This window comes from Lederbergia citrisecunda, from assembly GCF_018343695.1.
Classification (GTDB): Bacteria; Bacillota; Bacilli; order Bacillales; family Bacillaceae_C; genus Lederbergia; species Lederbergia citrisecunda.
In genome coordinates, this window is record NZ_JAGYPJ010000001.1 from 3,187,298 (window position 1) to 3,212,104 (window position 24,807).

25 protein-coding genes and 2 riboswitches are annotated in these 24,807 nt (G+C 37.1%); of the genes, 8 read left to right on the plus strand and 17 right to left on the minus strand.

Annotated elements, in window-relative coordinates; all coding sequences use genetic code 11:
• Positions 1 to 6: 6 nt before the first annotated feature.
• From KHA93_RS15585 to KHA93_RS15600, 4 genes are all read right to left on the minus strand, one after another.
• Entirely contained in the window at positions 7 to 1,083 is a 1,077-nt protein-coding gene (locus KHA93_RS15585) for an NCS2 family permease (RefSeq protein ID WP_213111579.1), read from the minus strand.
• A 318-nt stretch (positions 1,084 to 1,401) separates the two neighbouring features.
• A riboswitch (purine riboswitch) is annotated at positions 1,402 to 1,502 on the minus strand.
• A gap of 105 nt (positions 1,503 to 1,607) precedes the next feature.
• Positions 1,608 to 2,048 (minus strand): NanQ anomerase/TabA/YiaL family protein, encoded by a 441-nt coding sequence (locus KHA93_RS15590; protein ID WP_213111580.1) that lies wholly within the window; start codon positions 2,046 to 2,048, stop codon positions 1,608 to 1,610.
• 55 nt (positions 2,049 to 2,103) lie between these two features.
• Complete coding sequence (locus KHA93_RS15595) at positions 2,104 to 2,484, minus strand: DUF1761 domain-containing protein (protein ID WP_213111581.1); 381 nt, start codon at positions 2,482 to 2,484, stop codon at positions 2,104 to 2,106.
• A gap of 206 nt (positions 2,485 to 2,690) precedes the next feature.
• Complete coding sequence (locus KHA93_RS15600; protein WP_213111582.1) at positions 2,691 to 3,188, minus strand: metallophosphoesterase family protein; 498 nt, start codon at positions 3,186 to 3,188, stop codon at positions 2,691 to 2,693.
• A gap of 138 nt (positions 3,189 to 3,326) precedes the next feature.
• Between KHA93_RS15600 and KHA93_RS15605 the strand changes: the two genes are divergently transcribed.
• Positions 3,327 to 3,965: a hypothetical protein gene (locus KHA93_RS15605; RefSeq protein WP_213111583.1), complete on the plus strand. Its 639-nt coding sequence runs from the start codon at positions 3,327 to 3,329 to the stop codon at positions 3,963 to 3,965.
• Positions 3,966 to 4,164: 199 nt separating this feature from the next.
• Here the strand turns inward: KHA93_RS15605 and KHA93_RS15610 are convergent, their stop codons facing one another.
• Positions 4,165 to 5,223 carry an NAD(P)/FAD-dependent oxidoreductase gene (locus tag KHA93_RS15610; protein WP_213111584.1) on the minus strand — a complete coding sequence of 353 codons (1,059 nt, stop codon included), beginning with the start codon at positions 5,221 to 5,223 and terminating at the stop codon, positions 4,165 to 4,167.
• 144 nt (positions 5,224 to 5,367) lie between these two features.
• Between KHA93_RS15610 and KHA93_RS15615 the strand changes: the two genes are divergently transcribed.
• The 4 genes from KHA93_RS15615 (at position 5,368) to KHA93_RS15630 (ending at position 9,176) form a co-directional block, all read left to right on the plus strand.
• The gene (locus KHA93_RS15615; RefSeq protein WP_213111585.1) at positions 5,368 to 6,210 is read left to right on the plus strand and encodes an ABC transporter ATP-binding protein; all 843 of its coding nucleotides are present in this window, start codon (positions 5,368 to 5,370) and stop codon (positions 6,208 to 6,210) included.
• On the plus strand, positions 6,164 to 7,093 hold the full coding sequence (locus tag KHA93_RS15620) for an iron-hydroxamate ABC transporter substrate-binding protein (protein WP_213111586.1): 930 nt from the start codon (positions 6,164 to 6,166) through the stop codon (positions 7,091 to 7,093). Before KHA93_RS15615 ends, KHA93_RS15620 begins: the two co-directional genes overlap by 47 nt.
• Positions 7,094 to 7,164: 71 nt before the next feature.
• A complete protein-coding gene (locus KHA93_RS15625; protein WP_213111587.1) occupies positions 7,165 to 8,172 on the plus strand; it encodes a FecCD family ABC transporter permease in 1,008 nt (335 codons plus the stop codon).
• Positions 8,169 to 9,176, plus strand: a complete 1,008-nt coding sequence (locus KHA93_RS15630; RefSeq protein ID WP_213111588.1) for a FecCD family ABC transporter permease — start codon at positions 8,169 to 8,171, stop codon at positions 9,174 to 9,176. Before KHA93_RS15625 ends, KHA93_RS15630 begins: the two co-directional genes overlap by 4 nt.
• 227 nt (positions 9,177 to 9,403) lie before the next feature.
• On the opposite strand, the gene KHA93_RS15635 is transcribed toward KHA93_RS15630, so the two are convergent.
• The 12 genes from KHA93_RS15635 to KHA93_RS15690 all read right to left on the minus strand — a co-directional run bounded on the left by KHA93_RS15635 (position 9,404) and on the right by KHA93_RS15690 (position 22,913).
• Positions 9,404 to 11,173 carry an ABC transporter ATP-binding protein gene (locus KHA93_RS15635; protein ID WP_213111589.1) on the minus strand — a complete coding sequence of 590 codons (1,770 nt, stop codon included), beginning with the start codon at positions 11,171 to 11,173 and terminating at the stop codon, positions 9,404 to 9,406.
• A gap of 194 nt (positions 11,174 to 11,367) precedes the next feature.
• The gene (locus tag KHA93_RS15640) at positions 11,368 to 12,408 is read right to left on the minus strand and encodes a flavin-containing monooxygenase (protein WP_213111590.1); all 1,041 of its coding nucleotides are present in this window, start codon (positions 12,406 to 12,408) and stop codon (positions 11,368 to 11,370) included.
• A 170-nt stretch (positions 12,409 to 12,578) separates the two neighbouring features.
• Complete coding sequence (locus tag KHA93_RS15645) at positions 12,579 to 12,737, minus strand: hypothetical protein (RefSeq protein ID WP_213111591.1); 159 nt, start codon at positions 12,735 to 12,737, stop codon at positions 12,579 to 12,581.
• Positions 12,738 to 12,829: 92 nt separating this feature from the next.
• Positions 12,830 to 15,253, minus strand: coding sequence for an ABC transporter permease (locus KHA93_RS15650; protein WP_233711180.1), 2,424 nt, complete (start codon positions 15,251 to 15,253; stop codon positions 12,830 to 12,832).
• A gap of 31 nt (positions 15,254 to 15,284) precedes the next feature.
• On the minus strand, positions 15,285 to 16,001 hold the full coding sequence (locus KHA93_RS15655; RefSeq protein ID WP_213111593.1) for an ABC transporter ATP-binding protein: 717 nt from the start codon (positions 15,999 to 16,001) through the stop codon (positions 15,285 to 15,287).
• Between the two features lie 234 nt (positions 16,002 to 16,235).
• Positions 16,236 to 16,886 carry a response regulator transcription factor gene (locus KHA93_RS15660; protein ID WP_213111594.1) on the minus strand — a complete coding sequence of 217 codons (651 nt, stop codon included), beginning with the start codon at positions 16,884 to 16,886 and terminating at the stop codon, positions 16,236 to 16,238.
• A gap of 22 nt (positions 16,887 to 16,908) precedes the next feature.
• Positions 16,909 to 18,375: a PAS domain-containing sensor histidine kinase gene (locus KHA93_RS15665; protein WP_213111595.1), complete on the minus strand. Its 1,467-nt coding sequence runs from the start codon at positions 18,373 to 18,375 to the stop codon at positions 16,909 to 16,911.
• 218 nt (positions 18,376 to 18,593) lie between these two features.
• On the minus strand, positions 18,594 to 18,932 hold the full coding sequence (locus KHA93_RS15670) for a zinc ribbon domain-containing protein YjdM (protein WP_213111596.1): 339 nt from the start codon (positions 18,930 to 18,932) through the stop codon (positions 18,594 to 18,596).
• 53 nt (positions 18,933 to 18,985) lie between these two features.
• The gene (locus KHA93_RS15675) at positions 18,986 to 19,747 is read right to left on the minus strand and encodes an energy-coupling factor transporter transmembrane component T family protein (RefSeq protein WP_213111597.1); all 762 of its coding nucleotides are present in this window, start codon (positions 19,745 to 19,747) and stop codon (positions 18,986 to 18,988) included.
• Positions 19,722 to 21,227 carry an ABC transporter ATP-binding protein gene (locus KHA93_RS15680; protein WP_349772307.1) on the minus strand — a complete coding sequence of 502 codons (1,506 nt, stop codon included), beginning with the start codon at positions 21,225 to 21,227 and terminating at the stop codon, positions 19,722 to 19,724. Before KHA93_RS15680 ends, KHA93_RS15675 begins: the two co-directional genes overlap by 26 nt.
• Positions 21,228 to 21,288: 61 nt before the next feature.
• Positions 21,289 to 21,855, minus strand: coding sequence for an ECF transporter S component (locus KHA93_RS15685; RefSeq protein ID WP_213111598.1), 567 nt, complete (start codon positions 21,853 to 21,855; stop codon positions 21,289 to 21,291).
• Between the two features lie 76 nt (positions 21,856 to 21,931).
• Positions 21,932 to 22,046, minus strand: a riboswitch (TPP riboswitch).
• A 60-nt stretch (positions 22,047 to 22,106) separates the two neighbouring features.
• Complete coding sequence (locus KHA93_RS15690) at positions 22,107 to 22,913, minus strand: DODA-type extradiol aromatic ring-opening family dioxygenase (RefSeq protein ID WP_213111599.1); 807 nt, start codon at positions 22,911 to 22,913, stop codon at positions 22,107 to 22,109.
• 188 nt (positions 22,914 to 23,101) lie between these two features.
• Between KHA93_RS15690 and KHA93_RS15695 the strand changes: the two genes are divergently transcribed.
• The 3 genes from KHA93_RS15695 to KHA93_RS15705 are packed head-to-tail and all read left to right on the plus strand — an operon-like array spanning position 23,102 to position 24,764.
• Entirely contained in the window at positions 23,102 to 23,737 is a 636-nt protein-coding gene (locus KHA93_RS15695) for a TetR/AcrR family transcriptional regulator (protein WP_213111600.1), read from the plus strand.
• Positions 23,737 to 24,417: an MBL fold metallo-hydrolase gene (locus KHA93_RS15700; RefSeq protein WP_213112970.1), complete on the plus strand. Its 681-nt coding sequence runs from the start codon at positions 23,737 to 23,739 to the stop codon at positions 24,415 to 24,417. Before KHA93_RS15695 ends, KHA93_RS15700 begins: the two co-directional genes overlap by 1 nt.
• Positions 24,414 to 24,764 (plus strand): YrdB family protein, encoded by a 351-nt coding sequence (locus KHA93_RS15705; RefSeq protein ID WP_213111601.1) that lies wholly within the window; start codon positions 24,414 to 24,416, stop codon positions 24,762 to 24,764. Before KHA93_RS15700 ends, KHA93_RS15705 begins: the two co-directional genes overlap by 4 nt.
• The last annotated feature ends 43 nt before the right edge of the window (positions 24,765 to 24,807 follow it).

Below are 24,807 nucleotides of genomic sequence, written 5' to 3' on the forward strand. Positions count from 1 at the left end.
CCTCCATCAAAATCCAAATACGTTCATTAAAAATTGAACAACTACACCTGAAAGCATACCGAGGAATGGATCTGTAATAGCAGTCACAATCATAGTGATGGCACCGACAATTCCAGAGCCCGCTCCTTCTCCCGTCAATGCAGTAATCGCATTACCCGGAAGTGTCACAATAGCACCTAATACAAAAAGGAAACCAGCTATTGAAGCACTTGGAACAAACTTACCGATTTTCGGTAATAAACCTGATAATAAAATGACCGCCATCAATACCATCATCAACACACCTGACCAAACAGCATGGGGGGCGCTTGAAGTTGCAGAAATGATGATTTCTACTGGTGCACCACCAAAGAAAGATGAAACCATATCAGCGAAACTACTAATAACTGTAAGTACATCGACATTAACGGCTTTATTAGCAATTTCACCGTTGATTTTTCCAAAAGCAATATTCGCTCCGATATTCAAGCAGACCATTGCAAGAGCCCCGCGTAAAACGCTTGGATTCATGATCAACTTCTGGCGCATAAAGCCATCTTTTATTGATTCCTGCTTCACGATAGATTCATTTTTATTTTTTGAAAAAAAGTAACGAACAATACTGGATAAAATGACAGAAGCTGTAATGGTATACACTAAATCCTTTGTTGCAAAATAAACGACAAGTGCACTTGCCATCGAAGTTATCCCACTAATTTTATCGCTCTTTGCCATGTCCCAAGACACTTTTGAAAGCATAATCCCGACACCAGCCATCATTCCCGTTGTAATGATTGGCCCGATCCAAGTGATCAAAGACTCTAAAAACCCAAAAAGGCCGATTATGAGCAGAATGGCACCACCGAAAAAGATCATCGATAATCTTTCACGCATGCTTCTACCCATCGTACCAGCCAATGTAATCGTCTCTGCTTGATATGAAATGACAGCAACATTACTTGTTGCGGCATTTCCAACTGCACCAATGAGAAAAGCAGCAGCAGTCGGAATGGTTGCAAAACCAAAAGTCATTGCTAATAAACCTTGCGGGAGTCCATTTAATACTCCACTTAAAGCAGCCAAAATATCTTTCCAAATTTCCATGTTGATCCCCTCTCATCACACCATCGCTACGGAATACAACTCATATGAGAAGTATAGTGAATGGGACTTGTAGAAAAGAGCAAGCTTGACGATAATCCTCGTATGAACCACATGGACTCACCAATAACACGATAAGCTTCCTTTGATCAATACAACAGCAAATGATCATGTGATACAAAGGTTAGCGTTAACTAAACTTAAGAGGCTTATCAATGTCGAGTTATCTTTTGGAAAGTCTCGTAGTTTACGAGTCTATACAGCTTGTACTAGTCAATACAAAGTCAATATAAAAGAAGTGAGAGAACATCTTAATAGATGAAATCATGTCCTTTTATCCATAGTAGAGCAATTATGGTTGCTCCGTAGAAACTCCTAAACCAGATTATTAGGATTATATGGATGGGTGTTTGTTGTATTTTTTTTTGGCAAAATAAAAATATCACAAAAAAAAGACATGTACAATCTTTTTTTTAGGCACCGACACAACGTGAAAACGTTTCATAGTGTCGGTGCCGAATATTGAACTACATTGAAATTTTATAAACAATTTTGCTAATATTTTCTTCAGCTTCTTTATGCGCACCTACTAAATGCGTATCTTCTGGAAAACAAATCAAGGCATATCCCTTTTCCAAATAACCGCAAAATTTTCTTTCGGATAATACGTCTCCGAAGAAAATATCATTGTTAGGATCGTATCCCGTTATATTCGTTAAATCTTGAACATTCGCAACCTCTACATATTCCCTTCCCTCTAAAACAATATGAATATCAATATATTTCTTGTGCGCCTCATATCTTTTTTCATTCAGAATAGTAGTTGTAAATGCAATTTTATTTTTTTGAAAATCATCCGATGCGTTCTGATCTTCCCTTAGACCTGCAGTAATATCTTGAATAGCACTATTTAATTTTTGATTGTTAAAAATATACTGCCCTAAATTCTCTAACTTATCGTATATCATGTTAGCATTTCCCCTTTGAAATAAAATCCGAGTAACTGATAATGTTTAAATAAAATTACACCATTATACCGTGCAAACCACCTAACAGTGTAAAGATAATAAGGTGATCACCAATCGCAATGATAAATGATTTTTTATTTACCAAGCCAAACAGTGTGTTTTTCAAATAAACAAGTGAAATAATCACACCTACCATAAAACCTATTGTTAAACCTTCTACAATACCTTCTGATCCAGATGCTTGAATGATAGTAGCCATAAAAAATGAACTGATAAACGCTATGATAACAGAAACGACATACTTAATTGGACCACTGTCTTGATTTCCTTTTTTGCTTGAAAGCAAAATTGAATAATAAACTGCTCCATATATCATATACAAAAATCCACCAATAATAATAGCTATGTAATTTAATCCATTCCAATCAATTAACATCTACACCCTCCATCTTCTTTAGTGTTCCATTCGTCATTAATCCTATATGTGGAATTGCTGATACCTATATAAGAACTCTGGAAACACAATTGTTTCACCTTTCTTATATTCCTCATGATTTTCAGTATAGCTGTTAAACAGGGTGTCTTCTACTAAAAATTTCACCTATAAGTTACGTTTTTTCCCATTCGCTCGGAAATTGATTCTCAAGCCTTATCATCAAAAAATACATGTTCTAAAGCTATTTCCTTTGTAATAGACAGTACCCCGAAGGAAAACTGCTTTTGTCTCCGTTTATCTGTTGGGGAACCAGGATTAAAGAGCGTCATGTTTCCTACCTTTTTTATTAATGGTATATGGGAATGTCCGAAAATCAGAAGATTGATTTGTTCATCCTTAAACATGTCCAATGCCCTTCTCTCCGTTGTTTTTCCTTTACCATCGCCATGTGTCAATCCAATTGTGTACGATCCAATCTTTAGAATCTTCTTTTTACCGAAGAAACTCTGCAAATCCTCACCGTCTATATTCCCTGCAACTCCTTCCACTGGAGCATATTCCCTCAATTTTTCATAAACCTCGAATGTTTGCCAGTCGCCAGCGTGAAGAATCAAATCCGTGTTTTTAAACTCATCGACTAATCGAGAAGGAAGCTTTTTTGCCATCTTTGGCATATGAGTGTCGGCGATAATTACAATTTTCAATTTTACCCCTCCTTTTTTGAAGCTTTGCCATTAATCAGTTTAATTAAATCAGTAATATAATCTTTTATGCAAAATAGGTTGTCCCATAATTAATGTAGTAAATACATTTTAATAGTTTTCACCATCCTTACCCACTTGATGTATTATTTAATTGGAGGTGTGTGTTGTTTGCTTAAGATAAAAAAACAAGATTTTGATTCACTGCCAATTTCTGAACTTAGTCAAAGATGTTTTGAACCCCTTATTTCGTTATATAAAAGCAAAATAGCGGTAGAAACAAATAGTAGTATTCTCGGATTTAAAGAGGGTTTTTATGAGCAACTGAGTGAAGGTCAAAAAGCGTTGTTTATGTTTTATGTTTACTATAATCATGCAAGGAAATCGCATATTGAATGTTATTGGTGGAGTGCTTATTTTATGGCTCAGCCCAAAAGTTGGTCAGCAATCAAGGCTGGAATGAAGCACTTTAAGGATGACTCTATGATCCAACTTCTCGAGAATATCGAACAAAAATTGAAGCAACACGATTACCCCCAAACACTTGAAAACTTTGCAGTCACTCGGGAAGAACTAAACAGAAATAAAGACCTAGAAGCATCTTTTAAATCTCTATATACATTATTGGAAATCACCTCTCCCATTACCATAAGAAAAATAAATGACTATATTAATAGAAACCCGCGAGAATTTTTTGAGATAGAAGACCAGTGTTTTACCGTTTCCCAGAAAGATTGTTATGGAAAAGCCCTCTGCCTTTCAATTCCTTCTAGGAGGTAAACTTGCATAAAACAATCCTTTCCGTAAGGTGGAAAGGATTGTTTTTGAAAGCTATATAACTTTTCGATCCCAGTGACCATGCATTGTTACAGCTTCGATAAACTTTTGAGCAAATTGATATTATTGTCTATCATAACTCCTGGAATAGGAGCAAACAACTATTTATAATTCTATATGCTAGGTGAAAAATCTATTATATTCATTCATTACTGCTTATCATCTTTTTCACTAATTCCTTATTGCGGTTTGTAAATCTATCATTATGTGAGGAAACCATTGCAACTTTATCAGCATCCGGCTGGATAAATGTTTTGGCTTTGTTTACAGCATTCGCAGCATCTTGAAAAGCACCAGCAATTAATTGCAACTTCCCTTCATGCATAAGAATATCTCCAGCAGCGTAAAGACCCTCTATCGAAGATTCGCTCGAAGCATTTCCTGCGATATAGAAATCATCGATTCTATCAATTTTCAATTCGCTGTTTACCAGTAAAGTCGTATCTTGTTCATAACCATGATTGATCACAACTTCATCAATGGAAACATACGAAACCTCTCCTGTTTCATGATTAGTTAGTTCAACACGCTCGATCACTTCATGGTTTGCGCATGCTACTAATTTTGTAATGGAAGTATTAAAGAGACAAATGGCAGAACTATTTAATAACTGTGTAACTTGCGACTCATGACCGGCCAATTCACTTTTTCTATAAGTCAGATACACTTTTTCTGCGACGGGCTCTAATTCATTAGCCCAGTCAATGGCAGAATTACCTCCACCCGAAATGATGACCGTTTTATTTTTAAAATGCTTTAATGACTTCACTGTGTAATGTAAATTAGACACTTCAAATCTCTCTGCACCTTCAATATTCAACTTTTGCGGATTTAATATTCCACTTCCAACAGCCACTATGACCGTTTTGGAATAGTGCTTCTCTCCAGATGAAGCATGTAATACAAAAACACCATTCTCATCGCGTGAAATCGACTCTACTTTCTCATTTAACACAACTTCGGGATTAAATGTGAGACCTTGTTCTACAAGCTGTTCTATAAGCTTTGCACCCGGAATCGGAGTGAGCCCTCCTACATCCCAAATCATTTTTTCGGGATATACATGAACTTTTCCTCCTAATTGTGGTTGATATTCAATAAGTTTTGTCTTCATTTCCCTTAAACCGCTATAAAAAGTGGCATATAGCCCTGCTGGTCCCCCTCCAATTACAGTTACATCCAATAAATCGTATTGACCCATTCTCATTCACTCCCATGAAATATTGCATAATTGATAATCATTCTCAATATAATTGTTGACAAGAGAATACAGCACTATTATAGTTATCATTATAACGATAATGATAATCATTCTCAATTGTTTTATTAGTATGGAGGTGAAATAATGGTTCGTCTGTATACAAATGGATTAAACATAAGCTATGGTGAACGTTTAATTGTGAAGAACCTTAGCGTGGAAATACCCGATAAAAAAATCACAACTATTATCGGATCTAATGGTTGCGGGAAATCAACATTGTTAAAAGCCATTACACGCATCATCTCACATCAATCGGGAACTATTGTGTTAGATGGTAAACATATCTCTAAAGAAAATACAAAAACGCTCGCTAAAAAAATGGCTATCCTCCCACAAACTCCCGAAAGTGCTAGTGGATTAACAGTAGGGGAATTAGTTTCTTACGGGCGATTTCCTTATCAAAACGGCTTCGGAAGTTTAACGAAGCATGATTATGAAGTGATTGATTGGGCACTTGAAGTCACAGGAACAATTGACTTTAAATTTCGTCCTGTCGATGCTCTTTCCGGTGGTCAACGCCAACGTGTTTGGATTGCAATGGCTCTTGCACAAGAGACGGATATCATCTTCCTTGATGAACCGACAACGTATTTAGACATGGCGCACCAACTTGAGGTTTTAGAGCTTTTGCAAAAACTCAATGCGGAACAGGATCGCACGATCATCATGGTCCTCCACGATCTAAACCAAGCAGCTCGTTTTGCCGATTACATCATTGCTTTAAAAGATGGTGAAATCGTGAAAGCTGGTTCTTGTGAAGAAGTAATCAGTCATGAAGTACTGAAAAAAGTGTTTCAGATTGATGCGGAAATAGGGCGCGATCCGAGAACAAATAAACCGATGTGTATCACATACAATTTATTAAAAGGAGAAGAAGAAAATGAAGAAATTATTAATACCGTTTCTCTTGTTGCTGCTAATCATTAGTGGATGTGGGAGTAAAACAATAGAAAAGAATGGCAACAATATTAACAAAGAGGTAAGTGAAAATAAATCAGATACGATCATATACGAATCTGAAAACGGCCCGGTCGAAGTTCCTGCTGACCCTAAACGTGTCGTCGTTCTCTCTTCTTTTGCTGGGAATGTTATGGCTCTAGGTGTTAATCTGGTCGGCGTAGATTCATGGTCCAAAATGAATCCCCGTTTCGATGATACGTTAAAAAATGTCGAAGAAGTTTCCGACGAAAGCTTGGAAAAAATCATTGAGTTAGAACCAGATTTAATTATCGGGTTATCAAATATTAACAATGTAGATAAATTAAATGAAATTGCCCCTACAGTCACATTTACATATGGAAAAGTAGACTATTTAACGCAACATATAGAAATTGGGAAACTATTAAACAAGGAAAAAGAAGCACGAGCATGGGTTGATGACTTTAAAAAACGTGCGCAAGCTGCAGGTGAAGAGATCAAAGCAAAAATCGGAGAAGATGCAACTGTCTCTGTAATTGAAAATTTCGATAAGCAGCTTTACGTATACGGTGATAACTGGGGCCGTGGAACAGAAATTCTGTATCAAGAAATGCACTTAGCTATGCCTGAGAAAGTAAAAGAAACAGCATTGAAAGATGGGTATTATGCTTTATCTCTAGAAGTACTTCCTGAATTTTCGGGAGACTATGTCATTTTAAGCAAATTCAGTGACACCGATAACGCATTCCAAGAAACAGATACGTATAAAAACATTCCAGCTGTAAAGAACAACCGTGTATTTGAAGTAAATGGGAAAGAATTTTATTTCAATGATCCATTGACGTTAGATTTCCAGCTAGATTTCTTTATGAAAAGCTTTCTAGGTAAGTAGTACAACAATTGAGGGATTCTTGTAATAAGAATTCCTCATCCTATATACAAAAAAGAAAAGATGAGAGCGTTATGATAAATGAAAAACGTACAATTCCATTTATTTATATACTGATAGTCGGAATTTTGGTGCTCCTATTTATGTTTATTGCCGCAATGATTTTTGGAGCAGCCGAGACGACCATTAAAGATGTTTGGTTAGCACTCACGTCTAATGCAACAGGTGAAAAAATTTCTATTATACGTGAAATACGCTTACCACGTGAAGTCGCGGGAGTGTTAGTTGGAGCATCCCTCGCTGTTTCCGGTGCGATTATGCAGGGTATGACAAGAAACCCGCTCGCAGATCCAGGCCTACTCGGATTAACCTCTGGAGCAAGTGCTGCACTTGCCGTTACGATCGCATTGATTCCTTCTGCCAACTACTTCGGAATCATGATCGCTTGTTTTATTGGTGCTTCTGTTGGTGCTATCTTGGTATTGGGAATTGGCTCCATGAAAAAAGGCGGATTTTCTCCTTTTCGAATTGTCCTTGCTGGAGCTGCAGTTTCCGCCTTTTTATACGCCATTGCAGATGGTATTGGGCTATACTTTAAAATTTCAAAAGATGTATCCATGTGGACAGCAGGAGGATTAATTGGAACTTCTTGGAATCAACTTCAAATTATTCTTCCCTTTATTTCGATTGGAATTTTGATTTCTCTTTTTCTATCTAGACAGATTACTATTCTAAGTTTAAGTGAAGAAGTGGCAGTTGGATTGGGGCAAAAAACAACGCAAATCAAAGTCATTCTTTTCTTTGTCATCATTTTATTGACTGGAGCCTCAGTTGCGCTTGTGGGAAATACGGCATTTATCGGATTAATGGTCCCACACGTAGTTCGAAGTATCGTCGGGACTGACTATCGTTTCATCATCCCTATGTCCGCTATCTTTGGAGCTTCCTTTATGTTATTTGCCGATACACTAGGACGTACGATTAATTCTCCTTATGAGACACCTGTTGCAGCTATCGTTGCTATGATGGGATTACCTTTCTTCCTAATCATTGTTCGTAAAGGGGGCAGGGCTTTCCTATGATTCAAAGAGCTTTAATAAAAAAACAAAGATTCATGTTATCTCTTTTTTCGGCGCTTATTTTATTAACCATTGTGATTGGTTTAGGGATTGGGTATTCCTCTTTATCGTATGACAGATTAATTCCTACCTTTCTTGGTCAAGGTACATTCAAAGAAGAATTTGTCTTATTTTCGATTCGGTTACCAAGAATCATAATTACGCTGTTGGCGGGGATGGGGCTAGCCTTATCAGGTGCTATTTTACAAGGGATAACCCGAAATGATTTAGCCGACCCTGGAATAATTGGGATCAACTCTGGAGCTGGTGCTGCGATAGCATGCTTCTTTTTATTTTTTCCTATAAAAGCCGGGACATTTGTTTATTTACTTCCACTTGTCGCATTTTTTGGTGCCCTTGTGACCGCGTTCTTAATATATATGTTTTCCTACAACCGAAATACTGGCCTTCAACCCGTACGCCTTGTGCTAATTGGAATTGGATTTTCCATGGCGCTTTCAGGATTGATGATTATCCTCATTTCTTCAGCGGAACGGGCAAAGGTAGATTTTATTGCAAAATGGTTAGCCGGTAATATATGGGGCTCGGATTGGCCGTTTATATTGGCCATATTGCCTTGGTTAATCGTATTAATTCCATATACCTTATACAAGGCAAATCGATTAAATCTTCTCGGTTTTAGTGAACCTATAGCAATTGGAGTTGGTGTTTCGATTGAAAAGGAGCGGATCACCCTACTCTTAACGGCCGTTGCACTAGCGGCTGCCTCTGTTTCTGTAACTGGTGGAATTGCATTTATCGGATTAATGGCACCCCATATCGCTAAATCTTTAGTTGGACCTAGACATCAATTATTCATTCCAATCGCCATTTTAATTGGCGGATGGCTATTATTATTCGCCGATACGATTGGACGAAATTTAGTTGAACCAGACGGGATTCCTGCGGGTATTATGGTAGCACTAATCGGGGCGCCTTATTTTATGTACTTGCTTTTGAAAAAATAATAGCCACCTATTTTTAACAACATCCCTTAAGAAAAAGATTCTTAAGGGATGTTTTACGTATGCATAAACAGTAGATAATTAAAAACACGGAACAATGCTTATATTAATATATGAAAAGACGATGTAAAAGCAGCAATCATAGATAGATTTAAAATGTATTTAAGCTACACAAAAGGAAGCGATCTATATAAAGTGATGTACATCTATGAGTCTAAAAATCCTAATCATCATCCCGCTTGAGTTAATCCCTCACCCATTAACATATTCTGCTTCGAGTACAACTCTTTGTAATAACCATTACGTCTAAGCAAGCTTTGATGGTTACCACTTTCGACGATTTCTCCTTTTTTCACAACAAATATCATATCTGCGTTTACAATCGTTGAGAGCCTATGGGCAATCATGATAATTGTTTTATCTATTTCGAATTGGTTGATCGATTCCTGAACAAGCTTTTCACTTTCATTATCTAGTGCGCTTGTTGCTTCATCTAAAATGATCAGGGATGGATTCTTTAAAAATACACGCGCTAAAGCTATTCGTTGTTTTTGACCTCCAGAGAGCTTGATTCCTCTTTCGCCAATTTCTGTATCGTATTGATGTGGTAATTCCGAAATAAAATCATGAGCAAAAGCTTTTTTGGCTGCAGTAATGATTTCCTCATCCGTCGCATCTAGTTTTGCCATTTTAATATTATCTTTGATTGAGGTACTGTATAAGAAATTATCCTGTGTCACAATCCCCATATGTTCCCTAAGGCTGGCAATCGAGTAATCTTTAATATTTACTCCATCAATTAACACCTCACCTTTTGTCGCATCATACATTCTTAGCAGCAGTTGAAGAATGGTACTTTTTCCACCACCGCTTTCGCCGACAAATGCATACGTTTTTCCTTTCTCTAATGTCAATGACATGTTTTTAATGATTTCATTTTTTCCATCATATGCGAACGATACATTATTTAATTGAATAGATTGGCGGAATTGCGATAATTCTACTGGCTTTTCACTTTCTATAATCGTTGATGGAGTAAGGAAAAAATCAAAGATTCTTTTAAGGGCAACATTTCCTTCCACTATTGCTGGATAAGCATTCACCAACGCGGCAACAGGACTTCTCATTCTATCTACATAGGCGAAAAAAGCAATTAAACTACCGATTGTTAAGCTTCCATCTATTACATATAGACTTGCAACAATCGCTACGATAAATGGTGTCATGTCACTTAGTACATTTACTGATGCTAACATGATGGCATTCACCCGGGCATGCTTATCAGTTAGACAATCGAAATGGGTTAAATGTTCATCCAGTTCTTCTTTGTCACGCTTTTCGGCTGCAAATAGTTTTGATAGAAAAGCACCCTGTATCTTTTCAAATATAAATCCACTCATTACTGATCGATACTTCATCATGTTACGGGTTGATCTTTTAAATTTTTTAGATAAAAGATGGGCTAAAACAAATTGAAAGCCAACTAATAAAACCGATAGCACAGCTAGTTTCACATTAAGTTTCACCATAACAGTTATTACAAAGAGCAATACAATCATTTCAATCCAAATGTTCCCGAACATAGCTGTCAAAAAGCCTCTTACCTTTTCAATATCATCGAAAAAACGAGTTCCAATTTCACCACTTTTATTATCTACAAAATACTTCGCATCGAGAGAATGAACCTTTTGAAAAGCATCTTTCCGTAGCTGTTTGATGATATTGTTGTTTGCCTTATGAATACAAAACTGCCGTACATATTCCATTGGAGTTCTAAGGAAAAGAAACACAATGATCATTCCTGCTGAAATGTATAAAAGTTGCTCGAGCATTTCCGTACGATTTAGCGCTTCATTTTGCAGTAATTGATCAAATATATATTTTAAAATTAACGGAACAAAAAGGGGAATTAGAAATCGAAAAATGCTACCGACAAATCCTATAAGATACCATTTACTAACCTGTTTTACATATGGCATAAACAGTTGATAGTTATTCATCATCCGTACTCCTTTCAATCATTTGATTTATTGATTGATGTCATTGTACGGCGAATTCACTGCTTGCGAACCGCAGTATTTGCGAATCTTCCCCGCATGGTTTTTGAGTCATGCCGCAAGTTTTTGTGGGATACATGCAAAAAAAATCCACCAAATGGTAGATTTTTAGATTGCGATCTTTTCGACTTAAATGGTTAAGTTAATTGTATATGGTGAGCTAAATATTCTGCATCGTCTCCCACCCCTAAAAGTAGAGCCGATCCTCTTCGATGTTGCCAAGGTAGGCCTAGAAAGTATAGGCCTTCATTTTCCGTTATCCCTCTCTCATGTTTTATATAGCCATTCCGATCAAAAAGGTTAGGAATATCTATCCATGAGTAATCTTTATTAAAACCAGTTGCCCAAATAACATTTTGTACTCTTAAAGTTGATGAGTCTTCAAACTGAATAATATTTCCTTTGATAGATTTTGATCTAGCTTTTAATTTAACTTCTTTATTCTTGATTCTCTCTCTTAACTCAAATCCAAATATTGGATCTGGTTTACCTTTAAATTTTTTACCGATAAAGGAGTCACCGCTCGCCTTCAATAACCCGATTTTCTCACACCACCAAAAGAAACTCTTTTTACCGATGGATAAGGGGAGAAAACGAATCTTATGACCAATAGATAAGTATGTTTCATGAATGCTTGATAACTCAACGGCTATTTGCGCACCGGAATTTCCTCCTCCTACGACTAACACAGAACCGTGATTCAATTGAGTTTGATTTTTATATTCAGAAGAATGAAGCTGTACAATGTCTTTAGGAAGGTCTTTTGCAAAAGATGGGATTCTAGGAGTATGAAAAGGACCTGTAGCGATAATTACTTTTTTAGATTTTATTAGAGAGTCCTTCGTGACTATATGGTATTGACCATTTTCTTTCCGAACCTTTGTCACTTCACATTTTAACTGAATAGGCAAATTGAATGTTTTACCGTATTGCTCTAGATAATTAGCAATTTCGTTTTTTGTTGGGTATCCTGAAGGATCACCCTCTACTTCCAAACCAGGTAAAGAACTGTATGAACGCGGTGTAAATAAGACTAGTGAATCATACCTTTTCCGCCAAGCGTCACCGACTAATTCATTATTATCGAGAATCAAAAATGATAATGACGTTTTCCTTAAGTAATAACCCATGGCCAATCCTGCCTGGCCGCCACCAATGACGATTACATCATATACCATAAACTCACTCCTACCATTCAAATCTATCCAATTCTTCTATTGCGCATGATTTACTATTTAGCAATATGTTCAGAAATTGTTTCATCTATATCATCCAAATAACTTTATAATCTTATTTCATATAATAAGCAAGACTTGAAAAATATTATTCTACCCGCACTAAGAAATAACTATTTATTTAATGTCACAATTTTAATCAATAAAAATAAGGTTTCTTTAAAAGGAAATTCTTTCTTTTTTGCTGTAAACATCCAAGCCTGATCAGCGATTCGTTGTCGTTCACGCTCTTTGTACTTTATCAATTTTTCTTCAACATATATATTATTCACGGTTATTCACCCTTCGGTTATGAATTTACTTGATAACCTCTATCGCTTGTTATGGGGCAGAATATAATTCCGCCCCATATAAAACATTCACGTTATTCGTATCTCAATGCTTCACTTAGTTTTGTTTTTGCAGCTCTTGAGGCTGGTGCAAAACTGGAAATCAAGCTAACGGAAAGTCCAAACAGAGTAGTTGCAAAGATGATAATCCATGAGATCCCAAAATCAAAAGTAAGTGAACTTACTTCCATAAAGGTAGAAGTAATATAGATTAACAGAATTCCAAACAATAAACCAATAACAGTCGCCACTAGCCCAATACCTAAACCTTCTAACATAATCATTCCGATTATTTGGCGTCGTGTTATTCCGACTGCACGCATCATCCCAATTTCACGAATCCGTTCCATCACACTAATGAGCAATGTGTTAGTGATTCCAATCCCTGAAACGATAATGGCTAAGACAACGAGTCCATTAATAATCGTGAATGATCCAGTAAATGTAGCGCTAATGACGGAAACCCAATCTTCCGGCCCAAACATTTCTTCAATTCTTTCGCCAAACTGGTCAAATATTCTTTCCCTTAATTGCAGCGGACTTATATTCTCACTCTTTATAACAAGGGCATTCCTTTCAAATTTAAGTCCGAAACTCTCTTTGAAGGTCTCTTCTTTCATAAAAGCACCGTAGCCGCTGTTTTTCATTGAGTCGACTATACCAGCAACCTTATACGCTTTTAAGCCTTGTAGTGTATCTAACCAAATGCTTTCTCCGACTATACCGCCCCACACATCGTAAGCAATTTTATCTAGAAGAATTTCATCTGATTTTAAATGTTTTATTCGATCACTATTTCGCATGTCGGGTATTGTAAACAGCGAAAATCGGTCGATCCATTCCGCGCCAACACCATAAACCGGCAGTTTACGTTGTTGATCATGTAGAGTCCAGACGACTGATTGCAAGGAATAAGTAACTGCCTCATCCACACCATCGATTTTCTTTAAAACTTCTAGATCCTCTTTTTCAACGTGGTGGAACATAATATCCAGATTTCCTCCGTAAGAGGAGTAAATCACTTTTTCATATGTTTGCAACAGAGCGGAATTCAACGAGCTCATTAATACGATCATTGTAATTCCTAAAGATAGAATGACAGCTGTCATAGATGGACGGCCTAAATTCCGATATAAATTACGTGTCGCCATTTCACCTGAAAAACGAAATGAAGGTTTATAGACAATCTTTAATAAGAAATTAAATAGCTTAAACAGATACGGAAAAACAAATATGATTCCTATCATTAACGGAATAATCAAGAGCAAATGTTTTATAAAAAAACCGGATGCGATCAACAAGATTCCAGTAAAAGCGAGCCACTTATTGGGCCTAAAAGCAGTAGCTTGATTTTCTTTCAGTACTTCGATCACACTTACATTCCCTGCCTTGCGCATTGGGTACAATGCAGCGAGAATTGGTACTAACAGACCGGCAATAACAGATAATATCATGCCTTTTACAATTACCATGCTACCTTCATAGACGCTATATATTAGGAAGATGAGGGATTTTAATCCAAGTCCAATCGCATATCCGAACAATAATCCGAAGGCTGTTCCAATAATGGAAATGAGTATGACTTCAGTAAAAACCATCGCTTGTATGTCCGCAGGTGTATACCCCACTGTCTTTAATACTGCAAATTCATTTTTACGTTCTTTCATACTTACATAGAAAGAATGGAAAATGATAAAAGCACTAAGAGCAATACCTAAGAATCCCGCAATGTAGAGAGCGAGAAAGAAGGAATCTAGCGTTTTAAAAGTTGATTCAAAATCGATCACGACCGGTTGCATATAGATTCCATCGTAATTTTTCACGAATTGATCTAGATGACTTTCCACAGTTTTAGACGTTGACACGTCTTTTACTTTCACTTGGATATTGTCAATTTTTCCTGAAATACTATACCAATCCTGCACAACACTTAAAGGGACGGCAACAGACCATGGGTGATAGTTTGCCATCGACCAGCTTGATGGTCCCATAAGTTCAACCGTATATTTGACGATTGCAGAAACTTTAATACTTTTAACTCCATGATCTGTTTTGAAGGAAATCGAATCCCCCACATCGACTTTCCATACTTTTGCTGTTCGATCTGTAATGACAGCTCCATCTGAATTCAAACTGCCTTTAACAACACGGAAATCCGTAACTGGGGTATCTAAATTACTATATCCTGTTATGACAACTCTTTTTTGAATGGGAGAAAGATTTTCTCCTTCCATCTCAATCCTTGTATTTTCTTTTAACACTGCAATGGATGTAATACTTTTTATTTTCTTTATATCTTGATGAACTGCTTCTGAAAAATACGCTTCTGTCCCGTTAATATTAAAATCCGCTTTTCCGAAAGCATTTTTTAAGTAAATCGGAAAAGCCTTTTCGGCTGAGTCAACAGCAGCAACGACCGCAAATGTGGATGCTACCCCAATGACAATCGATAAAATCATTAGAAAGCTCCTGAGCTTTCTTCGCATTAGGTTACGCCATGCTACTAGCCAATGATTCATTTCGAGCCACTCCCTTTCTGCGATCCTGTACAATTTCGCCATCCCTAATTAAGATAATACGATTTGTAACCGCTGCGGCCTGCTGGTCATGAGTTACCATTACAATCGTTATTTTTTCTTCTTTATTCAATTTGGTAAGTAATTGCAAAATATCACTACCATTTTTTTGATCTAGGTTTCCAGTAGGCTCATCTGCCAAAATCAATTGGGGCCTCATGGCAAGCGCTCTTGCAATGGCGACCCGTTGTTGCTGACCACCACTTAGCTGGGACGGAAACTGCGATTCCTTCCCTTCTAGGTTTACATCCTTAATCAGCTGCTTTACCCGCTGCGAAATCTCATCTTTAGGCGTTTTATTAGCCGATAAGGCAAGTGCGATATTTTCGGCAACTGTCAACATAGGAAGAAGTTGATAATTTTGAAAAACAAATCCTACTTTTGTACGTCGGAATAGCGTTCGTTCTTTTTCATTCAATTTGTTCAAATGAATACCATCCACGATCATTTCTCCTGAAGTTGGCAAGTCAAGTCCACCCATTAATTGCAGCAGTGTACTTTTCCCAGATCCACTAGGACCCATAATAGCTACGAACTCTCCTTTTTTGATGTGCACATTGTTATTTTTTAATGCGAAAAAATCACCGGACTCTAATGAATAAACCTTGGAAACGTCTTGAATCGATATCATAAAAATAACCTCCATTTTTCATTTTTCGGATTGTGAACAATTGTGAAACTTTCAATGATGTTAAGATGATTACATTGTACGGCGAATCCGTTCTTTCCAAACCGCAGACATTGTGAGCAAACCCCGCAGAAATTCGGGGTGCCCCCGCATATGCTTTGCAACGTTGCCTAATAAAAACAAAAAGACTATTTCAAATGGATATTTTCCAACCACTTGTAATAGTCTTTAATCACTTTATTTCAATTCTTCTTCAGGAATTAATCCAAAGTCCTTTGCTTTTTGGACGGTGTCTACTCTCGTTCTAACACCAAATTTTTGATAAAGGGCTGTTAAATTATACTCTAACGATCTTTGACTCATCGCCAATTTTGTAGAAATTTCCCTAGTACTTTTTCCCTTCGCAAGCTCAGAGAGAATTTCTTCCTCCAACGAACTAAGTACGACTTTTTCTTGGGAATTACCACCACTAGCTATGATTCCTGGTCTTCTCAGTTCTCTTACTAATGATAGTGGCAATACAACCTGTTGCCTTAAAGCGCATCGAATGCCTGTCACAAGCTCTTCGCGTGAAGACGTTTTTGATAGGAATCCAGAGACCCCTGCTTCTACCAATAAATTAAAATGAGGTTTAATATCAAATCCTGTATAGATGAGTATGATTAAATCAGAATCATAAGATAGTGCTTTTTTAGTAAGTTCCAATCCGTTAACATGTGGCATGTATAAGTCAAAAAGTAAAACATCATATTGATTAAGTTTTATTTGATCCATTGCTCTTAATGAGCTATTTTCAATTGTGATTCTAAAATCAGGCTCTTGCTCCAAAAGCATTTTCGTTCCCTCAATAATGGATAAATGGTCATCCACTATCAATATATTAATCATTTGTATCACTTCTCCTTATATATCATGCTCCCAGTCCAAGGATTGGAAATTCTATTAACACTTTTAGCCCCTGATTCAATTGTGATTGAAATTCAATACTTCCACTAAGGCTTTGAACTCTTTGCCGCATACTCGTTAGCCCCATATTGGTAAAGGAAGGGGTTAACTTGTTTGTATCAAATCCTACACCATTATCAGAGTAAATGATTTTTAATGATCCATCTTTAATCAAGCAAAAATTCAAAATAGTTGCATTGGAGTGCTTTGCCGCGTTATTTAATAGTTCTTGTACAATTCGATAAATTCCTATTGTTAATTCTTCACTTAATATAAGGCCCGTTGTATTCTCCGTTTGAAAATCAATTTTAAAGGTCGATGACACTTGTGTGTAATCAAATAAATTTTCCAAGGCTCTTTCTAGTCCCAATTCTCTTAGTAATGGAGGACGAAGCTCATTACACGTCGTTCGGATTTGATGGATCGCATCAAGTAATCCTTGTTCAATTGCTTTTAGGTTGGTTTTGACTTCCGCATCTATTTCATATCGGTTAACAAGCGCTTCCAATCGTCTATATAAATCGATTTGATCTTGTAGTACAGTATCATGCAAGTCACTAGATAAATTTAATCGTTGCTGCTCTTGGAGATTAAATAACAACCTTAATACCCACTGAGGAGTCTCATTTCTTTGCAAAGCCGTTTCCAATTGATTCATTAAATTTTCTATGACATTTAAATTCTCAAACACCATTACCGTATAATAAACCAATGTTTCAAGCCAAATGGATTCCATAGAATCTTGGATAGAAGACGCTTGTAAGGAGAGGATATAAGAACAGTTCTTTTTATCTCCTATTTTAATAAAATATTGGTCCTCTATTCTTTCCAATTTTCCTATTACTATTTGATGTATAAAGGAGTCCACCTCATCTAAATTGTCTTCATTACCCAGTATTAGAGTTTCAGGTTCAGATCTAGGTAAGATAAAACGGACCTCCTTCAATAATCTCTCCTCCAAATCAGAAACTTTCATAACAGCTGACAAATCTTGCGAATAATCTCTTAAACTTTTTTGCAAAACTTCATAGCGATTTTTTCTTCGTTGAAGTTCATTTTCCATATTTTTTCTTTCTGTAATATCTCTAATCGCGACGACTGTCAGATTATCTTCTGTATCTGGAATAGGAGTGGTCTTGCACTCGAAATGTCTAATTTCTCCATTTTTATCAATAACTCTATACTCAGTAGCTGAATTCTGCTGTGTTGCTATCACATTTTTATGCCTTCCCATCAACCATTCACGGTCTTCTGGATGTACCACATCAAAAATGTCTAAATCCGGAAGTGCTTCTGGACTGAATCCAAAAATCTCAAAAAACATGGGAGTCGTAAATTGAACTTTTCGATTTTGATCAATTATCCCAATGATATCAAGTGTATGGGTCGTTATCGTTTCAAATAGCCAATTAATTCGACTTGATTCTTCCATTTTATCACCGCGCATTTTTAAAATATTTTTCCTATCTCTTAATAAAGAGTGTACACGATAAAAGCTTTCTTGAACCGAAAATTTCTTGCGTGAGTAGTGCATTTTTGTTGTGGTATATAGGAAACAAAAAAATATTCAATTTTAAATATAAAAAGCCAAGCTAAAATGCTTGGCACAGTTTTGTAGACAAATTAATTTTGAATTATATTCAGACTAGTTTACGCCTTTTTTACAAACTCCGATTTTAACTTCATTGCTCCAAATCCATCTATTTTACAGTCAATGTCATGGTCGCCTTCAACTAGGCGGATATTTTTTACTTTCGTACCAATCTTGACGACTGAAGAGCTGCCTTTGACTTTAAGATCTTTAATGACCGTAACCGTGTCTCCGTCGTTTAAGATATTTCCGTTAGCGTCTTTTACAACACGTTCATCACTGGACGTTTCGCTCTCTTGCAAACTCCATTCGTGAGCACACTCTGGGCAAACAAGTAGGCTCCCATCTTCGTACGTATATTCTGAATTGCACTTAGGGCAATTTGGTAATTTAGACATAATTGCATTTCCTCCAATATTCCATTCTTTCCATCTATGCCCATCGTACCATATTAAGCTAACAAATAGGCGGAAACAAAGGAAATCGTCATAATTACTACAAACGCAATATCCATTTTTGAATACGTTGTCGGGTAAAAATATGTTCTCTTAGCACCCATTTGATAACGCTTTGCTTCCATCGCAACAGCCACCCTTTGGGCCCTGCGTATACTTTGTGCAAATAACGGTACAGTGTACATTCGTAAACGTTCAAAATAACCTTTTGCACCTTTAGAAAATTGCACGCCTCGTACCTTTAAAGCGTTAGACCTAGTATGCAACTCATCGACTATAACAGGCAGCATGCGGATCGAAGCAATAAAGCTATATGCATACTTAGAAGGAAGGCGAAACTGTTGCATCAGCGCATAGAAAAAAAGAATAGGTCTTGAAGTTAATATGAAAGCTAGACCTAAGAAACCGAAACAAGCGGTTTTATATCCTAATAATAATCCATAGTTGACACTTTCCTCTGATATTTTAATTAGACCCCATGACCACCAAACAGTTTCTCCTTTTCCAAATAACATCATCGTAATCGCCGATGAAAAAAATGAAAGGATTATCGGTAGAGAAAAAAGGAGTAATCTTTTCAATGAATACCCGCTAAATCCGTATAAAATGATTCCATATAAGATCATTTGATTGAAGGAAAAGCTAACGTTTTGATTGAACAAAACGACTAGGAGCATAATGAAAAATAAGGCGAATTTCAATGCAGGATTAACACGATAAAGCCATGTTTCTTTAACTGGAGTGAACCATTCCTGCATAAGCATTCTCCTTTCTTTTTTGCTCCTGAGTTTTAATCAATTTGCCCTTATCAATCATCCATACTTCAGTAGCAAAATGTTCAGCAATCATCATATCATGAGTAACCATGATGATTGTCGTACCATTTTTACGTAGCTCTTCCAATTGCTCAAGGATGATAAAGGTGTTTCTAGCATCTTGGCCAAATGTCGGCTCATCCAGTAAAAGCACATCCGCTCCCTGAGCAAATGCTGTGGCCACGCTAAGTCTGCGTTTTTGCCCAATAGATAATTGAAATGGATGGCGGTCTTCATTGACGTGGATTTGGAACATATCTAATAAATCCAATACGTTCGTACGGATATCCGAATCAGGCAACCCAGCTGTTGTATACGAAAAAGCTATTTCATCGAACACAGAATTCGTCACGAATTGAAGCTCGGGATTTTGAAAAACAAGCGATAGTTCCGTTGGTGGTGTTCTTTTCTTCTTATCTACATCAATTTGCTTTCCATTCACTTCGTATACGCCTGATGTGCGGAGCAATTGCATTAAAGAAAGTAGGAACGTACTTTTTCCTGCTCCGTTCTCACCTATAATCGCAACCCAGCTTCCTTTTCTTACCCCTGCTTCTTGAATCGTTAATTTTTCTGTTTTCCCCCGATATCCTTTAAAATCTTGTACCTTAATAATCGGAGAAATTCCATATGTCTCTTGCAATCTAAACTCTTCGATTCTTTTAAAATTTCTCGAATCAAGATAATCCTGCCATACTGCAGGGTACCAAATACCATACTGAATAAGTTCTTCATGATGCTTTTTAAAAATAGTGGAAGGATATCTATCCGCTATGATTTTACCTTCGGGACTAAAAAGAACGACACGATCAACCCAATCTGCAATTTGATCGATTTTATGCTCGACGATAATGACTGTCTTATCCTCTGCAACTCCCCTCACTGAATCCCAGATTTGTATCGTACCTTCCGGATCTAGTAAAGCGGACGGTTCATCGAGGAAAAGAACATCTGGCTGAAGTAATAATACCGAAGCAAGAGCCAAACGCTGCTTCATTCCTTGCGAAAGATCCTGAACCAACGTATGCACATCAAGTGTGCCTAAGCCAACACTCACAAGCGCCTCTTTAATTAATTCATCCATTTGCTCCCGTGATATATTCAAATTCTCCAACACAAAAGCTAGTTCTTCATCAACATAGGGCATACAAAATTGCGTATCTGGATCTTGAAAAACAAATCCCCAAGAATCCGGAAGCTGGATTGAATCATATTTGAGAGGAACTTCAATCGAATTGGGAACAATCCCGCTAAGCACCTGGAGCAAGGTCGATTTTCCACAGCCGCTCGGGCCAAGTAATAAAACCTTTTCTCCCTTTAAAACGGTAAAGGAGAGATCTTTGAAAATCAAAGATGGCTCTCCTGGAAATTTTAATCGTAAATTTGAAACTCCCATTATCGTATCCTGTTGTTTTTTACTCAAAGGAATCACCTAACTTTTTGAAAAAATAAGAGTTTCAAGGCTCTTCTCAACCAATACCAATCTATTTATCTAATAGCGAATATTCTTCCTTGGAAACCGGTCTAATTAAATTCGTTACGCCCGTTCCTTCTAACGCGCGAACGATATAGTAGGCAAATACACCAGTAAACAAGAATGCACTAATGACTCGCAATCCGTATTTTGTGAATAATGCCCACGCCTCTAGATTCGCATACCCATAAAACCAATCTAAGAAGAAGCCAGCAAAGCAAGATGCAATCCCAGCTAATCCTGCGACTACAATCCCGAATTTTTTATAACGGAATCCAGCGAATAATAGTTCAGCGCCCAAACCTTGAACAAAGCCATATATGAGAACCTCTATGCCGTGTCCGATAAATGCTGAAAGCCCTGATGCAGCCACGCTTGATAATAATGCAACTCCAGGCTTACGAATCAGTAAAAAGGCAAACGGACCAACCATAAACCACATTCCATAAATTAATTGACGCGCAACTGGAAGCATTGGCTTAACAACCGTGTATAAATCATCCCAAAACTTCATAATGATCCCAAATACAATTCCAATCATCACAGTGATCAGTATATCTGAAAACTTCAATTTCATTTTTTCCAACCCCTTATCTCTTTTTATACAAAAAAAGCCGTCTGAATGCGCAGACGGTCGAGAAGGGCCTAAAAATAAACATACTTAATCAATGTTCTCTACGCTGGCATTACCCAGATCAGATTAACGGTCAGTAGCGGATTACAGCTACTATCTCAGCCTGATTCACTCAAGCACCCGGACGGACATTTTATGTAGTTAGCGATAGTATAGCGCAGTTTTCCAAATATATCAAACTCGGTCTGTCACATTTAGCGAATGGCAGCACAAATCAAACCAAAATATGTTGGGGCCTCATATGATAAAAATTCCACTTGTCTTTCTTCAGGTGAAATGGCTCCCGCAAGAATGAGAGTTTGCCATATTCCATCTGGTTTAGCCGCTTCAATAAAATCAGCATCAAAATCAGCCATTTTTTCAAGTTGATTGACTTTAATCAATTCCACTACTTCTTCATCTAATTTTTTGGCTGCGGGATCGTATCCGTAAGGGCCAACTTCATCATGTGAATGTGACCAATCACAGCTTGCGATGAGCCCTATTCGTTTCGAAGATTGTTGAACTGCTTCCCTTAGTGCCCTACCAAATTCCACATGCTTTTTGAATGGAAGATCCCTGGATGGAGTAACCACAACGATTGGGACATCGGGCATGAACCGAAGTGGAACAATCGCTCCCCAGTCAAGAGGTAGGCAGGAAAATGGACCAGACGAAGTTCCGTAATTAATTGTGCCTACTGGACTCCCTGCTTTTAATGCAATTTCAGCAATTTCCTGTGCTAGCTCTCGATCCACTACTTTCTCCATTGTAAAAGTCGTTTCGTTTTCTTCAACCGTCCCATACATTCTCTCTGAAGCTGAAATTGAAAATTGGCCATTAATTCGAGTACCATGTGGCGTTAAAACAATCAAAGCATCGGTTTTTGCCAAATCCATTTCTTTTCCGAGCCTTGTTAAGCTTTCACGAGTAACCGCCATTCTTTTTAGATTGGCTCCCTGCAATTCCGGTATGATTTCTCCCCCATGCGGGCAAATACATGAAAATACGAATGGGTTCATTTATACTCTCCTAGCTTAAGAATAATTTGCTTACTCCCACCATTATACTTTTTGTGTAAACGCAAGTCATAAAATTAGAGTAATGCCTTTTTTATTAAAGGTCGCAAGATATTCTTGACGCATTAACTAACCAGTGGTTATAATATAACCACTGGTTAGTTAATGTAAAAAAGGAATGATTACACGATATGAAAAGCAGACAAGAACAACGCTCAGAAGAAACAAAAGAGCAAATTTTAAAAGCAGCTGGAACATTATTTGCCAAAAAAGGATTTGACTCAGTATCCATCAGGGAAATTGCAAAGGATGCGGGTTGTTCCCATACAACCATCTATCTTTATTTCAAGGATAAAGAAGCGCTGCTGCATCAACTTTCCATGCCATCCTTAGAAAGACTGTATAAACAGTTACTACAGATATCACTCATGGACACTTTAACTCCAGAGGCTAGACTAAAAGGAATTAGTCGTGAGTATATTCAGTTTTGCTTGGAAAACAGGAATATGTTTGATGTCTTTTTCAATGCCAAATCAACTAGAGTGGATGAACTTGAACCTGAATTAGAGATTAATAAACTACGGTTAGAAATATTTGCTTTGATGAAACAAGTTTTACAAGATTGTCTCTCCATGCCTGATGATGAATTATTATTAAACTTTTCTCGTACCTTTTATTACCAATTGAATGGAATTTTGAGTACGTATTCTTATCTTCATGAATCCATTCCAGTATTAATGAAACGACTAGAGCCGACGTTCGACCTCTCAGTCGAAATTCTGATTTTAGGATTCAAGGAAAAAATTTCACAAAAGGGGAATGAATGATGAAAGCGAAAAGAGTTTCGGAGAATATTTGGTCTTTAAGAATATGGATGTTGATCCCCGTTCATGTATGGGTTGTTGTAGATAAAGGTGAAGTGACTCTCGTCGATGCCGGAATTCCTAGCATGGCAAAAGGGATATTAAAATTCATTGAACAACTGAAGATGGGGCCACTAACAAAAATTCTCCTTACACATGGACATTCAGATCATATTGGAGCAATAAAGCCAATATTACAAACAAAAAAGGTCCCTGTATACGCACATCAAATAGAAATTCCTTATATGACTGGAGAACTTCCTTATCCAAAAAGAAAAAAGCCCGAGCAGTTCGTAACAGAGGAAATAGTTCAGCCACTACTTCAAGATGAAGTAGGAAATTTAATGTCAATAGGCGGACTGACACCATACCTTACACCAGGTCACTCTCCAGGCCATGTCGCCTATTTCCACGAAAAAGATCAAGTATTATTAGCGGGTGACCTCTTTACTTCCAAAAAGGGAAAACTTCATCGCCCAATGCCTATTTTTACACCAGACATGAATGAAGCAGTAAACAGCAGTGCTATTATTGAACATCTAAAACCAAAAAAGTTAGAAGTATGTCATGGATATACTGTACTTAATCCTGCAGATCATCTAGAAGAATATATGGAAAAAGCATTAAGGAGCATAAAAAAATGATTGCTTTCCAATATACAGTATTCATCATCTTCTTTTTAATGGAACTATGTGCGCTTGCAGCCTTTTCTTATTGGGGTTTTCAAATAGAGAGAGGATGGGTTGTTAAAATCTTTTTAGGAATAGGGGTACCACTTTTTGTTGCAATATTTTGGGGTACATTCCTCGCTCCTAAAGCATCTTTTCCAGTACCGACATATGCAAGAATACTTTTACAGCTATTAATATTTACTTTAGCTTGTGTTGCTCTTTATGTATCAAATAAAGGAAAGCTTGCAATCATATTCGGGACAGTGGTAGTTATTGAAATGATTCTCATGTATTTTTTAGATAAAGGTGAGACTTTTTAATATTTTTCCCTAGAAGCAATACTTAAAAACAAAGATCATAGGG

Bases quoted from the DNA above. Each gene is read 5' to 3' on its own strand.
- KHA93_RS15585 (WP_213111579.1), bottom strand. From the start codon at position 1,083: ATGGAAATTTGGAAAGATATTTTGGCTGCTTTAAGTGGAGTATTAAAT.
- KHA93_RS15590 (WP_213111580.1), bottom strand. From the start codon at position 2,048: ATGATATACGATAAGTTAGAGAATTTAGGGCAGTATATTTTTAACAAT.
- KHA93_RS15595 (WP_213111581.1), bottom strand. From the start codon at position 2,484: ATGTTAATTGATTGGAATGGATTAAATTACATAGCTATTATTATTGGT.
- KHA93_RS15605 (WP_213111583.1), top strand. From the start codon at position 3,327: ATGTATTATTTAATTGGAGGTGTGTGTTGTTTGCTTAAGATAAAAAAA.
- KHA93_RS15610 (WP_213111584.1), bottom strand. From the start codon at position 5,223: ATGGGTCAATACGATTTATTGGATGTAACTGTAATTGGAGGGGGACCA.
- KHA93_RS15615 (WP_213111585.1), top strand. From the start codon at position 5,368: ATGGTTCGTCTGTATACAAATGGATTAAACATAAGCTATGGTGAACGT.
- KHA93_RS15620 (WP_213111586.1), top strand. From the start codon at position 6,164: ATGAAGAAATTATTAATACCGTTTCTCTTGTTGCTGCTAATCATTAGT.
- KHA93_RS15625 (WP_213111587.1), top strand. From the start codon at position 7,165: ATGATAAATGAAAAACGTACAATTCCATTTATTTATATACTGATAGTC.
- KHA93_RS15630 (WP_213111588.1), top strand. From the start codon at position 8,169: ATGATTCAAAGAGCTTTAATAAAAAAACAAAGATTCATGTTATCTCTT.
- KHA93_RS15635 (WP_213111589.1), bottom strand. From the start codon at position 11,173: ATGAATAACTATCAACTGTTTATGCCATATGTAAAACAGGTTAGTAAA.
- KHA93_RS15640 (WP_213111590.1), bottom strand. From the start codon at position 12,408: ATGGTATATGATGTAATCGTCATTGGTGGCGGCCAGGCAGGATTGGCC.
- KHA93_RS15650 (WP_233711180.1), bottom strand. From the start codon at position 15,253: ATGATTTTATCGATTGTCATTGGGGTAGCATCCACATTTGCGGTCGTT.
- KHA93_RS15655 (WP_213111593.1), bottom strand. From the start codon at position 16,001: ATGATATCGATTCAAGACGTTTCCAAGGTTTATTCATTAGAGTCCGGT.
- KHA93_RS15660 (WP_213111594.1), bottom strand. From the start codon at position 16,886: ATGATTAATATATTGATAGTGGATGACCATTTATCCATTATTGAGGGA.
- KHA93_RS15665 (WP_213111595.1), bottom strand. From the start codon at position 18,375: ATGGAAGAATCAAGTCGAATTAATTGGCTATTTGAAACGATAACGACC.
- KHA93_RS15670 (WP_213111596.1), bottom strand. From the start codon at position 18,932: ATGTCTAAATTACCAAATTGCCCTAAGTGCAATTCAGAATATACGTAC.
- KHA93_RS15675 (WP_213111597.1), bottom strand. From the start codon at position 19,747: ATGCAGGAATGGTTCACTCCAGTTAAAGAAACATGGCTTTATCGTGTT.
- KHA93_RS15685 (WP_213111598.1), bottom strand. From the start codon at position 21,855: ATGAAATTGAAGTTTTCAGATATACTGATCACTGTGATGATTGGAATT.
- KHA93_RS15690 (WP_213111599.1), bottom strand. From the start codon at position 22,913: ATGAACCCATTCGTATTTTCATGTATTTGCCCGCATGGGGGAGAAATC.
- KHA93_RS15695 (WP_213111600.1), top strand. From the start codon at position 23,102: ATGAAAAGCAGACAAGAACAACGCTCAGAAGAAACAAAAGAGCAAATT.
- KHA93_RS15700 (WP_213112970.1), top strand. From the start codon at position 23,737: ATGAAAGCGAAAAGAGTTTCGGAGAATATTTGGTCTTTAAGAATATGG.
- KHA93_RS15705 (WP_213111601.1), top strand. From the start codon at position 24,414: ATGATTGCTTTCCAATATACAGTATTCATCATCTTCTTTTTAATGGAA.